The following is a 12,002-nucleotide window of genomic DNA, read 5'->3' on the forward strand; positions in this document are numbered from 1 at the left end:
AGAACGCGATGACCACCATGGCCCCCGTCTCGCCGGCAGCCTCGACCGATTCCCGTGATCCGCTGTCTCGTCTGCAGCGCTTCTTCGACCCGGGAACCGTGGCGCCGCTGATGCCGCGCGACCGGTCCGGCGTGCTGGCCGCCGTCGGTGAGGTCGACGGTGTCCGTACCGTCGCCTACTGCTCGGACGCGACCGTGATGGGCGGCGCGATGGGCGTCGAGGGCTGCAAGCACATCGTCACCGCCATCGACACCGCGATCGAGGAGAAGCTGCCGGTCGTCGGCATCTGGCATTCCGGTGGTGCCCGGCTCGCCGAGGGGGTCGAGGCCCTGCACGCGGTCGGCTTGGTCTTCGAGGCCATGGTTCGCGCGTCCGGCCAGGTCCCGCAGATCTCGGTCGTGGTCGGCTTCGCGGCGGGCGGTGCGGCCTACGGCCCCGCCCTGACCGATGTGGTGATCATGGCTCCCGAGGGCCGCGTCTTCGTGACCGGTCCCGACGTCGTCCGCTCGGTGACGGGCGAGAACGTCGACATGGCCACCCTGGGCGGCCCCGAGACCCACGGCAAGAAGTCCGGCGTCTGCCATGTGGTCGCCGACAGCGAGGGTGACGCGCTGCACCGCGCCCGCAAACTGGTGTCGATGTTCGCCGAGCAGGGCGAGTTCGACCTGGTCGCCGCCGAGCACGGCGATGTCGACCTGCAGGCCATGCTGCCGGAGTCGCCGCGGCGCGCCTACGACGTCAAGCCGGTCGTGCACGAACTGCTCGACAACGTCGACGGTGAGAGCACGTTCGAGGAACTGCAGGGCGGGTACGCCCGCTCGATGGTCACCGGCCTGGGCCGGCTGGCCGGCCGCACCGTCGGTGTGCTGGCCAACAATCCGCTGCGGATGGGCGGCTGCCTGACTTCGGAGAGCGCCGAGAAGGCGGCCCGGTTCGTGCGGCTGTGCAACGCCTTCGGCATCCCGCTGGTGGTGGTCACCGATGTGCCCGGCTATCTGCCGGGTGTCTCGATGGAGTGGGAGGGTGTGGTGCGCCGCGGCGCGAAGCTGCTGCACGCCTTCGCCGAGGCCCGGGTGCCGCGGGTGACCCTGGTGACCCGCAAGATCTACGGCGGCGCCTACATCGCCATGAACGCCCGGGCGCTGGGCGCCACCGCGGTGTACGCGTGGCCGGGCTCGGAGGTCGCCGTGATGGGCGCGAAGGCCGCGGTGGGCATCCTGCACAAGAAGGCGCTGGCGGCGGCGCCGGACGACGAGCGCGAGGCCATGCTGGAGCGGCTGACCGCCGAGCACGAGGAGCTGGCCGGGGGCGTCGCGCGGGCGATGTCGATCGGCGTGGTGGACGCGGTGATCGATCCGGCGAAGACCCGTTCGGTGCTCACCGCGGCGCTGGCCGCGGTGCCGGCCGTCGCCGCGCACAACAAGAACATCCCGCTGTAGGTGGCCCGGGCCCCCTTCGGGCCCACCCGTGGTACCGACACAAAGGACCGGCTGGGGCATCGCCCCGAGCCGGTCCTTTTGGGTGTGATTACCTCACACGCGCGTATCAGGCGCCGAACGAACCCGTCCACAGGGTGTTACCGAGGCCGGCCGAACCGGTGCCCAGGGTGGTCAGGGTGGCGTTGATGGCGGCAATGGTGGTGTCGATGACGACGGGGATCATACGAAAAACTCTTCCTTCGGATTCCCAGTAGAACTGGCTTACGGCGAGTCTATCGACGCCAGCTAATTTTCCGTTATCAAGATCTGTGCCATTGTGAGGTCGATTACATATTCAACTGTTACGAGCTACGAGACGTAGTAGTAAAGCGGGCCGGGACGGAGGCGCCATACCTCCGACCGGCCCACAAATGTTGAACACCCGATTTTAACTATCAGCCCCCGAACGAACCGGTCCACAGGGTGTCGAGGAGGCCGTGCCAGGCCGCGCTGGCCGTGTTGATCACGCCGTTCAAAGCAGCGCTACCGGTGTCGATGATGACGGGAATCATGGAAATCTCCTTCGCGTAAATCCAGATAACTGGCCTACGCAATGAGTATCGCGCACAATGGATTCCGCGTTAACAGGAATTGTGTCGTACTGGTTCCGGAAAATATTCGCCCGACATGTCAATCGAGGCAATGTATTTCGATACACCCCTCGGGGGTACGAGCACGCAAATATCCAGTGATCAACCGAAGGACTTTGCTGATCAACAACGTTCGGCGGACGGTCAGCCGACGTCGCGGCGCAGCGGCGTGAGATGGGCCGCTGCGGTGGCCGCCCGGTACGGTTCCAGCGCGGTGTCCCAGACCGTGCCCAGTGCCCGGTCCACGGCGGCCGCGACGCTCGTCACATCGGAGCAACCACGGATGATCTCGCGCAATCGCATCTCCCCCACCACGACATCCCCGTTGGCGCTGGTGGCCCCGCGCCACAGGCCGAGACCGGGCACGAAACTGAACCGCTCACCGTCGACACCCTCACTGGGATTCTCGGTGACCTCGAAGTGCAGTTGCGGCCAGTCCTGCAGCGCGCTCGCGAGCCGGCCGCCGGTACCCACCGGGCCGACCCAGTCGACGGTGGCCCGCAACCGGCCCGCATCGGCGGGCTGGCTCAGCCAGCGCAGTCCGGCGGGGGTACGCAAGGTCGCGGCGAGGGCCCATTCGATATGCGGGCACAGCGCAGCAGGCGACGAGTGGATGTAGACGACACCCGATGTCGCTTCCGCGAACTGCATCGAACCGCGCACCCAGCACCTCCAGCGTCGACGTGGAACCGTCTTCCCCAACGGGCCCGTCGGCTGGCCGAGCCGAGTCTACTCGAGGGACCGGTGTTACTCGGCGAACTCGCCGAGTACCGCGTCGTTGAACGGCGGCCAGGCCGCGCGGGCCCAGTCACCGAACGGTTCGTCGGCCAGCGCGACACACGCGACCTCGGCCACCGGGTCCACCCAGAGCAGGGTGCCGGCCTGGCCGAAGTGGCCGTAGGTGCGCGGCGAGTTCGCGGCCCCCGACCAGTGCGGCGACTTGTGGTCGCGGATCTCGAACCCCAGCCCCCAGTCGTTGGGCCGCTGCGAACCGTAGCCGGGCAGCACGCCCGAGGTCCCCGGAAACTGGACGGTGATCGCCTCGGCGTGCGTCTCGGGCGCGATCAGCGTGGGGCGCAACAGTTCCCGCGCGAAGCGCAGCAGGTCCCCGGCGGTGGACCGGGCGGCGGACCCGGCCGACCCGGCCAGCACCGAGGCCTTCATGCCCAGCGGCTCGAACACCGCTTGGTGCAGATAATCGGCGAACGCGATCCCGGTCTCGGCCGCCACGAAGTCGGCGAGTACGTCGAAACCGGAACTGGAGTAGATGCGCCGCTTACCCGGCTCGGCCAGGATCGCGGTGGAGTCGAACGCCAGCCCCGAGGTGTGCGCCAGCAGGTGCCGCACCGTGGATCCGGGCGGCCCGGCGGGCTGGTCGAGTTCGATCGCTCCCTCCTCGATCGCCACCAGCACCCCGTAGGCGGCCAGCGGCTTGGTCACCGAGGCGAGCGCGAATTCCCGATCGAGGTCACCCGCGGAATCGGTGCCGCCACGGGCGGTGACCACCCCGGCCGCGACATTCCGGACAGGCCACCGGTGAATCTGCTCCAACGCACGCACGCCGTGCAGCCTACGCGGCACCCTGACGTTAGGGTCGACGACATCATGAGCAAGGGACCCACCATCAACGGCGAGGTAGCGGACGGTTTCGGCCCGGTGGCCGACGCCTTCCGGCGCAACTTCTCGGAACGCGGCGAGATCGGCGCCGCCGTCGCGGTGTACGACGGTGACCGCCCGGTTGTGGACCTGTGGGCCGGGTATCGGGATCGGCAGCGGCGCAAACGCTGGGCACGCGACACCCTGGTTCCGGTGTTCTCCTCCACCAAGGGCATGACCGCGTTCGTGTTCGCGGCCGCGGTGTCGCGCGGCGTGCTCGACTACGAGACGCCGGTCGCGGCGTACTGGCCGGAATTCGGTGCCAACGGCAAGGATTCGATCACCGTCCGGCAGCTGCTGGACCATCAGGCCGGGCTCGCCGCCCTCGACCGCACCGTCCGGCTCCCCGACCTGACCGACCTGGACTCGCTCGCCGAGACGCTGGCCGAGCAGCGTCCCCTGTGGCGGCCGGGCACCCGGCACGGCTATCACCCGATCACCGCCGGGCTCTACCAGAACCAGCTGATGCGGCGGGCCGATCCGCAGCACCGGACCATCGGCGCGATCTTCGCCGCGGAGTTCGCCGCGCCCCTGGGCCTGGACTTCCATATCGGGATGCCCGCCGAGGTGCCGATGGACCGGGTCGCCGAGCTGTCGGCCACCCTGGGCTGGGACGTCCTGCGCTACGAACGTGATGTGCCGGTCCGGATCGCCGCTCAGGTGTACAGCCGCCGCGGGCTGTCCTACCGGGCGTTGAGCAGCCCGAATCTCGGTGCGCCGGCCCGTGCGTCCCGCCGCGAGTTCGTGTCGGTGGAGAACCCGGCGGCCGGCGGTGTGGGCACCGCCCGGTCCCTGGCCCGGGTCTACGGTGCCGCGGCGGGCCGCACCGGGGAACTCCCGATCGACGCCGGGCTGCTCGACCGGATCGCCGCGCGGGACGTCCCCGCCGAGGTGCCCGCGGCCGACCTCGTGCTGCTCACCGACAGCCGCTACCATCTCGGATTCCGTAAGTCCTGCGGCAGTTTCCGTTTCGGCTCCGACAGCGCCGCCTATGGCACCACCGGCTACGGCGGTTCGTTCGGATTCGCCGATCCCGCAACCGGATTGGGCTTCGGTTATGTCATGAACCGGCTGGGGACCGCGGTACTGGACGACGCGCGTGCCCGCGCCCTGCGAAAGTCCTTGCGCGCCTGCGTCTGAGCCGCGCCCCGAGGGGGCGGGTCAGGCGCGGATGTCGTGCACGTGGTGGACGAGGTCGTGCAGGAAGTAGCGGGCCATCTCGGTGACGGTGAACAGGGAACCGTTGTCCCGGCGCGCCGCCCGGCTCCGGTCGGCCTCGGGTACCGCGGCGAAGTCGGCCGCGACATCGTCCGCCGCCGCCACGAGCTGGGCGGCGACGCTCGCCGGAGCGGACTCGTTGTAGCGGGCCGCGACCGCGGTCGCGTCCTGGTCCCAGTTGGTGAAGGCGGGCAGCCCGTCGAGGACGGTCACCGTCGGGTCGTGGCCGACCACGTCGGGCGCCGGGTCGGCGGCGGTACAGGTCAGCGCGACGTGCAGCCGGTGCCGGAACAGGCGACTGACGTCCCGAGTGTGCGCCACGTACTCCAGCGGCGACCAGGTCGAATCGTTCGGGCGCACAGTGACATCCGGGCGATCCAGCGCGGCGGCGAGCCGGGCCGCGGCGGCCCGGGTGAGCTCCGGTACCCGCTCGTACTCGATGGCCGGCGCGTCGAAACCGCATTCGTCACAACGCTTCTCCAGCGCCCAGGTCCAGTCCTTGTCTTCGGGGATGATCGCCATGACGACGACCTTAGTTCGGCAGAAATTCGATCTCCACCGATATCCTGCCGAACTGCCCGAAGATCCGGTCAATCCACCAGCTTGTGCGCCCGCTGGAACAACTCCAGCGTGATGGCGTGCAGGAAGTCCCCGGTCTGCTTGGGCGCTTTGCCCGCGATGGCCCGGGCGTGCGTGCCCTCGAGCACGATGCCGAGCTTGAAGCAGGCCAGGACCGTGTACCAGGTCACCGCGCCGAGATCGCGATCGGTGAACCGGCCGTAGTGCGCGACCATCTCCCGCGGGGTCGGCAGACCGTCGGCGGCCCCCAGCGGGCCGAGCAGCGCGGACAGTGTCATGCCCGGCTCCGGCCGGGTCGCGATCTGCCAGCCCAGGTCCAGCAGCGGGTCACCGATGGTGGACATCTCCCAGTCGACCAGCGCCGCGACTCGCGGGGCGTCGTAGCGGAACATGATGTTGGCCAGATGGCAGTCGCCGTGCATGATCCCGGGCCGCCACTGCGCGGGCCGGTTGCGCTCGAGCCAGTCGGCGATCGTGTCCAGGCCGGGGATGTCCGGGCCAGGGTAGCCCTCGAATCCGTTGTAGGACTCCAGTTCCGCGAGCCAGCGCGGCACCTGACGTTCCAGGAACCCGTCCGGTTTGCCGTAGTCGGCGAGCCCGAGCGCCTGATAGTCCAGCGCGCCGAGCCGGGCGATCGCCTCGACCGCGGACAGCCCCATCTCACGGCGGAATCCGGCATCGGCCTGATACGCCGGCGGCAGTTCGTTCTGCGGGTTGAAGCCGTCGACCGGTTCCATGAGGTAGAAGACCGCGCCGATCACCGCGTCGTCGGTGCACGCGGCGATCACCCGCGGCGCGGGCACCGACGTCCCGGTCAGCGCGCCGAGCAGCCGCGCTTCCCGGCCGATCACCTCGTTACTCTTGGGGCGCAGGTGCTTCGGGCCGCGCCGCAACACGTAGTCGCGCCCGCCCCGGCGGAAGTGCAGCATCACGTTCTGGGTGCCGCCGCCGAGCGGCGTCACCGCCTCGATCGCGCCGCCGGGCAGGTCGTGCCCGTCCATCCACGCGGCGACGGCCCGGAAATCGACGACGGCCGGATCGATACCGGCGGGCTGCACTTCGGACATGTCGGCCATTGTGCCGCAGCACGCGCCGGCGCCGGGCAACTACGTTGCTACCCGCGCCGGAACCGCGACCGCCGGCCGGGATCCGGCGGCTCCGGCGGCGCGCCACCGCCCATGAACCGGCCCATCATCGAAACGCCGGGCAGCCGCGAGATCTTCGACAGCACGTCCTCGCCGAGCGCGACCACCGCTTCCAGCCGCGGCAGCAGCCGGTCGTAGGCGGAGAACGCCGGATCTGCCAGGGCGAGGGTGCGGTCGAGCCGGTCGAGGGTCTTGTTCAGGCGATCGACCGAAGCGGTCAGATTGTCGATCAGCGCGGGCAGTTGCGCGGCCAGCTGCACCGTCGAGGGCGGCAGCCGGACCGCGGTGTCGAAGGCGGCACCCGCGGTGAGCTGTGCCGCGTCGAGGGCCTGACCGGCCGCGTCCTTGGCCTGACCGGCCGCATCCAGCGCCTGACCGGCGATCGCCTGCGCCGCTCCGACGGCCGCCTGAGCGGCGGCGAGCAGGTCACCGGCACCCGGAACCCGGGCGGGGTTCCCCTTCCGGCCGGGCTCGGACGGATTCGTCATGACCCCACTGTGCCACGCCGGGCTGCCGGTCCGGTGGCGGCGCGGGTGGCGGATCAGCGCTGGGTATCGGTGGTGTCGCTGCTGTCGGCGGCGGTGGTGGAAGCGGTGTCGGCGGTGTCGGCGCCGGCCGAGTCGGCGCTGGTGGCCGAGGTCTCCGGTGCCGAGGTGGTCTCCGGCGTCGTCGTCGCGTGGACCGGCTCGGGCGTCGTGGTCGTGGGTTGCGCCGCGACCGTGGTGGTCGTCGTCGTGGTGGCCGTCGTGGTCGGGGTGGCCGAGACCGTCGTGGTCGACGAGACCGTCGTGGTGGCGGCCGCGGGTTTCCCGCCGCGGTCGGATCGCGGCGGCGTGGTGGCCGCGGCGTGGACCGCCGGCTCGGCGCAGAACTGCGCGGTCGTCTGCGGATCGGTGAGGCCGGAGCGCACCGGGCCGCCGCCGTCGGTGACGGTGCAGTCGATGCCGCCCGGCGCCTCCGGATGCAGGTGGACGCGCACAGTGGCCACCGGCAGCAGCTGGGTGTCGGGCATCCGGAAGAACGCCACCGACCAGTCGGCGGGCCCCTGCCCGGCGGTGATGGTGATGTATCCGGAGTCGGTGCGCGCGAAGTCGGTTCCGCCCGCCTCCCCGGCGCGCACGAACCGGCCGGCCTTGTCGGTCCGGTAGACCGCGTAGTGGGTGTTCACCGGGCCGACGTCCAGCGGCACGACCAGGGTGGGGCGCCCGTCGGCGGTGAGGTCCTCGAGCCGGGGCGTACCCGGTGCGGCGCCGGCCATTTCGGTGAGCGTCTGCTTGTCGGTGCCGGCGTCGTCGATCACGTCGAGCTGCACCGTCCCGGTGGCGCCGGGATGCACGACAAGTGTTGCGCCGCCGATCTTTTCACCGAGCCGGCACTCCTGCGCCGCGACCGTGTCGCAGATCGGCAGATCGGCCAGGGCCCGCGACGAAGCGGCAAGCGATTGCGGGGCAGCGGTTCTCGCGTCCGGACCGGACGCGCAGCCCGCAACGGACCCGGCCGTCACCACGCCGGCCAACACGATCACCACTGCGGAACTCCGGGCCATAGCGGATACCGTAGCCGCAGTGGGGCAAAAGGGTCAGCCCTTGGTCCCCGGCTCCGAGTCCACCGTGTGCTCCACCCCGGATACGACGGTGTGTTCCAGCTCCGACACGGCGGTGTCCTGGGCCTGCGCGATCGTCGGCACCGCCGCCACCGCCGGCCGCGCGCTGTGGGTGAAGCCACCGACCTCGGCGCGGGTGAGCGAGACCGCCACCGGATGTTTGCGCAGACCCTCGAGCGCCCGTTCGGTGTCGGCGAGCAACAGATCGGCCATGTCGCGGGTGAAGCCGCGCCGGATCACCGCCCGCATGATCGTTTCGTCCTGCCGGCCGGCGGGCAGCGGGTAGGCGGCGATCAGCCAGCCGCGGGCGCGCAGCCGTTCGGACAGGTCGTAGAGGTTGAAGTCGGTCGGCTCGGTCAGCCGCCAGGACACCGCGGTGACACCGCGGGCGGGATCTCCGTCGTGGATCAGTTCGAATCCGCCCAGTTTCACCAGGCCGGCGCCGAGATGTTGCGCGACCCGGTACAGCATCGACTGCAGCCGGTCGTAGCCGGTACGGCCGAGGCGGATGAATTCGTAGTACTGCACGATGGCCTGGCCACCGGGCCGGGAGAAGTTCAGATTGAAGGTGGCCATGCTGCCGCCGAGGTAGTCGACGTCGAAGATCAGTTCCCGGGGCAATGCGGCGGTGTCGCGCCAGATCGCCCAGCCGCACCCCAGCGGCGCCAGGCCGGTCTTGTGCCCGGAGGCGTTGATCGATCGCACGCGCGGCAACCGGAAGTCCCACTCCACATCCGGCGCGGTGAACGGTGCCAGGAATCCGCCGCTGGCCGCGTCGACGTGCACCGGGATGTCCAGGCCGGTACTCGCCTGCAGCTCGTCGAGCGCGGCGCAGATCCCGGCCACGTCCTCGTACAAACCGGTGAACGTCTGGCCCATGGTCGCGACCACCATGATGGTGTTCTCGTCGCAGTACTGCGCGAGGTCGTCGGGATGCAGGTCGTAGCGGTCGCCGCGCAGCGGGACCTGCCGCAGCTCGACGTCGAAGTAGCGCGCGAACTTCTCCCAGCAGACCTGGACCGGCCCGGCGACCAGGTTGGGTACGCCGCTGCCGCCGCGGGCCCGCCAGCGGAACTTGGCCGCGAGCCCACCGAGAATGGCGGCCTCGCTGGATCCGGTGGTGGAGGTGCCGGGCGTGGTCGCGGGATCGGGTGCGTGCCACAGGTCCGCGATCATGTGCACGCAGCGGCGTTCGATCTCCGCGGTCTGCGGGTATTCGTCCTTGTCGACGATGTTCTTGTCGAGGTTCTCCAGCATCAGCCGCTTGGACTGGTCGTCGACGAGCGTGGTGCAGAAGGTGGCCAGGTTCGTCCGCGAGACGCCGTCGAGCAGCAGTTCGCCGTGCACGATCTCGTAGGCGAGGTCGGGTGGCATGGCCCCGGCCGGGAAGGCGGCCGCGGGCGCGGGGCGGTCGAGCTGGTGCATGGCGAAGAGATCATCGAAATTCGAATTGCCCGACATGGCAACCTCCTTGACGGCGACCCTGCCATCATGCCCTGCGGTACGGCCGCACCCCGGCACACGACACCCCGGCCGGGATCACCGGCCGGGGTGTGGTCGCGAACTGGGGTGCGCGTGGGATCAGATGGTGGGGCTGATCGGGCAGCTCAGGTTCGAGCTGAGGGCACCGAACGCCGACGCCAGCGGGTTCTGGGCGTTGACGGTGACCTGGGTCTGGTTGCTGGAGATGATGCCCTTGGCCAGGATGGTGTGGGTACCGGCGGTGGCCGGCGACCAGAGCGCGACCGCCTGGGAGAAGGCGATCTGCGGGGTGGCGGTGGCGAACTGGACCCCGTTGTCGTAGAAGGTGATGCTGGTGAGCTCACTGAGCACGTCCACCGAGGCGACCACCTTGTACTGGCAGCCGACGATCGGAGCTCCGTTGGAGGCTACCGTCACGCCGGTGATCGCGGCGCCGGCTTCGGGGGCCGCCAGAACGGCGGCAGCGGCGATAGCGCCGAACGCGGTGAGACCGACGCCGGCCTTGGTCTTGCGCATGTTGTCCAAACCTCTCGTGGTGATACCTGTTACCCGGATTAACTCCAAGGTGAGTGAAATATAGTAGTTTCACAGGCTGCACGATGCGGTTTTCGACAGGACAAATGCGGATCAGTCCACGACGGTGTGTCCGGCCGCTCGCAGTATGTCACTCGCCGCCACGCCGGAGTGGTGCGGGACCAGGACCAGATCGGCGTGGTGGGTGGACGCCACGAAGGTCGGGATCCCCGCCTCCCCCAGCGGTCCGACCAGGGCAGCCAGTGCCGCGGAACCGAAGCGGTCGGGTGCGCCGGCGCCGGCGTAGAAGCCGACCCAGCTGTCGGCCTCGGCCCACGGCGGGACCTCACGCACCACGGTCAGCCCCTCGGGCGCGCGGACCAGGGCGATCCATTCGTCGTCCTCAGGGAAGGTGCTGCCCGCCAGATGCTGCACCTCGAATTGCGACGGCACCCGCGAAACTTTCATGCGGTCATCGTAGGGCGGGGGTCCGACAGGTCCGGCGAATACGGCCGGAAATGCGAAGACCCTCGGCGCGATTCGCGCCGAGGGTCTCGCTACCTATCGTCGACGACGATTTAGCCGGTGCAGCCGCCGATCGCGCTGCTGGCGGGCAGCAGCGAGGACAGCGGGCCGCGGTCGGCCACGGTCACGGTCTGCTGGGCCGAGCTGAACCAGGCCGACGCGACGATGTTGTGCGCACCCGCGGTGGTCGGGGTCCAGTTGACCGAGATCGACACGGCACCGATGGTGGAGTTGATCTCGTTGAACTTGACACCGTTGTCGGTGAAGGTCACGGGCGCAATGAGGTTGCTCGCGTCCACGTTCGCGGTGACCTTGTACGTGCAGCCCACCATGAACGCGGTGGGCGGCGTGCCCGTGCTGTTGGTGACGGTCACGTACTGCACGACGGCGTTGGCGTTCGGAGCGGCCACAACCGCGACCGCGGCCATCGCGCCGAAGGCGGTGAGGCCGAAGCCACCCTTCTTGCTCATCCCCATCTTGTCTTACCTCTCATGGTGCCTGTGCATCGGCTTTGACCCGAAACGAAGTGAAATATATGGGTTTCACAGATGCCGGCGGGCCGTTTTGCGCAACGAAGTGAAACTCGTTTCACCATTACGCCGATCCCGAACGCACGAAACGACCCTTTCCCGAAGGTCAGGAGCTGAGGGCGATCCCGCCGCCGCAGTTCGCACCGCCGGTTCCGGTGGTGCCACCGGTTCCAGTTGTGCCACCGCCGCTGAGCGCGCCGGACGGCGAGCCGGCCGAGCCCGCCGAGCCGGTCGCGCCACTGATACCCGCCGATCCCAGACCGGAAGCGGTGCCCGTCGAGCCCGTCCCCAGCGAGCCGTCGTTGACGTAGGTGGTGACGCCGTTGATGCCGAGCGCGTCCATCGCCTGGACCTGATGGATACCGAGCCCCTGCGGCGTCCACTGCACGGTCACGGTCGGGTTGGCGTTGGTCGGAGTGACCGTGCCCAGCACGGTGCCGTTGTCCAGGAAGGTCACCGGCGACATCGGCGCGATCGACGTCGCCGACAGGGTGTAGGTGCAGCCTTGCACCGGAAGGATGTCGGGAATATGCAGATTGATGATGACGGCGTTCGCCGACGGGGCCGAAAGGATCGAAACCGCCGCGACCGCCACGGCCCCCGCCAGCGTGGTTGTCAGCTTTCGACGGGCCGGGACGGCCCGCTGGGTCTTCGTCATAGCGCTACCTCTCTTGGTCGCTCGT

At 69.5% G+C, this 12,002-nt stretch carries 13 protein-coding genes; 2 read left to right on the plus strand and 11 right to left on the minus strand.

Annotation, left to right across the window (positions count from 1 at the left end):
- Positions 1-8 precede the first annotated feature (8 nt).
- A complete protein-coding gene (locus tag EBN03_RS25630) occupies positions 9-1,439 on the plus strand; it encodes an acyl-CoA carboxylase subunit beta (RefSeq protein ID WP_122190698.1) in 1,431 nt (476 codons plus the stop codon).
- Positions 1,440-2,212: 773 nt separating this feature from the next.
- Here EBN03_RS25630 and EBN03_RS25635 read toward each other — a convergent pair.
- Together EBN03_RS25635 and EBN03_RS25640 are read right to left on the minus strand one after the other, a co-directional pair.
- Positions 2,213-2,731 (minus strand): DUF3145 domain-containing protein, encoded by a 519-nt coding sequence (locus EBN03_RS25635; RefSeq protein WP_122190699.1) that lies wholly within the window; start codon positions 2,729-2,731, stop codon positions 2,213-2,215.
- An 84-nt stretch (positions 2,732-2,815) separates the two neighbouring features.
- Positions 2,816-3,628 (minus strand): serine hydrolase domain-containing protein, encoded by an 813-nt coding sequence (locus tag EBN03_RS25640; protein WP_122190700.1) that lies wholly within the window; start codon positions 3,626-3,628, stop codon positions 2,816-2,818.
- Between the two features lie 45 nt (positions 3,629-3,673).
- On the opposite strand from EBN03_RS25640, the gene EBN03_RS25645 reads away from it, so the two are divergent.
- On the plus strand, positions 3,674-4,864 hold the full coding sequence (locus tag EBN03_RS25645; protein ID WP_122190701.1) for a serine hydrolase domain-containing protein: 1,191 nt from the start codon (positions 3,674-3,676) through the stop codon (positions 4,862-4,864).
- A gap of 21 nt (positions 4,865-4,885) precedes the next feature.
- On the opposite strand, the gene EBN03_RS25650 is transcribed toward EBN03_RS25645, so the two are convergent.
- The 9 genes from EBN03_RS25650 to EBN03_RS25690 form a co-directional block, all read right to left on the minus strand.
- The gene (locus EBN03_RS25650; protein WP_122190702.1) at positions 4,886-5,464 is read right to left on the minus strand and encodes a DinB family protein; all 579 of its coding nucleotides are present in this window, start codon (positions 5,462-5,464) and stop codon (positions 4,886-4,888) included.
- 68 nt (positions 5,465-5,532) lie between these two features.
- Complete coding sequence (locus EBN03_RS25655) at positions 5,533-6,588, minus strand: phosphotransferase family protein (RefSeq protein ID WP_233608635.1); 1,056 nt, start codon at positions 6,586-6,588, stop codon at positions 5,533-5,535.
- 47 nt (positions 6,589-6,635) lie between these two features.
- Entirely contained in the window at positions 6,636-7,154 is a 519-nt protein-coding gene (locus tag EBN03_RS25660) for a hypothetical protein (RefSeq protein ID WP_122190704.1), read from the minus strand.
- 53 nt (positions 7,155-7,207) lie between these two features.
- Positions 7,208-8,212 carry a hypothetical protein gene (locus EBN03_RS25665; RefSeq protein ID WP_147471699.1) on the minus strand — a complete coding sequence of 335 codons (1,005 nt, stop codon included), beginning with the start codon at positions 8,210-8,212 and terminating at the stop codon, positions 7,208-7,210.
- 33 nt (positions 8,213-8,245) lie between these two features.
- Positions 8,246-9,730 (minus strand): glutamate decarboxylase, encoded by a 1,485-nt coding sequence (locus EBN03_RS25670; RefSeq protein WP_122190706.1) that lies wholly within the window; start codon positions 9,728-9,730, stop codon positions 8,246-8,248.
- Between the two features lie 120 nt (positions 9,731-9,850).
- On the minus strand, positions 9,851-10,267 hold the full coding sequence (locus EBN03_RS25675; RefSeq protein ID WP_122190707.1) for a hypothetical protein: 417 nt from the start codon (positions 10,265-10,267) through the stop codon (positions 9,851-9,853).
- Between the two features lie 111 nt (positions 10,268-10,378).
- Positions 10,379-10,732, minus strand: coding sequence for an ACT domain-containing protein (locus EBN03_RS25680; protein WP_122190708.1), 354 nt, complete (start codon positions 10,730-10,732; stop codon positions 10,379-10,381).
- 110 nt (positions 10,733-10,842) lie between these two features.
- Positions 10,843-11,265 (minus strand): hypothetical protein, encoded by a 423-nt coding sequence (locus tag EBN03_RS25685; RefSeq protein ID WP_147471700.1) that lies wholly within the window; start codon positions 11,263-11,265, stop codon positions 10,843-10,845.
- A 160-nt stretch (positions 11,266-11,425) separates the two neighbouring features.
- Complete coding sequence (locus tag EBN03_RS25690; RefSeq protein ID WP_147471701.1) at positions 11,426-11,977, minus strand: hypothetical protein; 552 nt, start codon at positions 11,975-11,977, stop codon at positions 11,426-11,428.
- Between the last annotated feature and the right edge of the window lie 25 nt (positions 11,978-12,002).

The organism is Nocardia stercoris, from assembly GCF_003696265.1.
Lineage (GTDB): Bacteria > Actinomycetota > Actinomycetes > Mycobacteriales > Mycobacteriaceae > Nocardia > Nocardia stercoris.

Coding starts and splice junctions, on each gene's coding strand:
- EBN03_RS25630 (WP_122190698.1), top strand. CDS start 9: ATGACCACCATGGCCCCCGTCTCGCCGGCAGCCTCGACCGATTCCCGT.
- EBN03_RS25645 (WP_122190701.1), top strand. CDS start 3,674: ATGAGCAAGGGACCCACCATCAACGGCGAGGTAGCGGACGGTTTCGGC.
- EBN03_RS25650 (WP_122190702.1), bottom strand. CDS start 5,464: ATGGCGATCATCCCCGAAGACAAGGACTGGACCTGGGCGCTGGAGAAG.
- EBN03_RS25655 (WP_233608635.1), bottom strand. CDS start 6,588: ATGTCCGAAGTGCAGCCCGCCGGTATCGATCCGGCCGTCGTCGATTTC.
- EBN03_RS25660 (WP_122190704.1), bottom strand. CDS start 7,154: ATGACGAATCCGTCCGAGCCCGGCCGGAAGGGGAACCCCGCCCGGGTT.
- EBN03_RS25665 (WP_147471699.1), bottom strand. CDS start 8,212: ATGGCCCGGAGTTCCGCAGTGGTGATCGTGTTGGCCGGCGTGGTGACG.
- EBN03_RS25670 (WP_122190706.1), bottom strand. CDS start 9,730: ATGTCGGGCAATTCGAATTTCGATGATCTCTTCGCCATGCACCAGCTC.
- EBN03_RS25675 (WP_122190707.1), bottom strand. CDS start 10,267: ATGCGCAAGACCAAGGCCGGCGTCGGTCTCACCGCGTTCGGCGCTATC.
- EBN03_RS25680 (WP_122190708.1), bottom strand. CDS start 10,732: ATGAAAGTTTCGCGGGTGCCGTCGCAATTCGAGGTGCAGCATCTGGCG.
- EBN03_RS25685 (WP_147471700.1), bottom strand. CDS start 11,265: ATGGGGATGAGCAAGAAGGGTGGCTTCGGCCTCACCGCCTTCGGCGCG.
- EBN03_RS25690 (WP_147471701.1), bottom strand. CDS start 11,977: ATGACGAAGACCCAGCGGGCCGTCCCGGCCCGTCGAAAGCTGACAACC.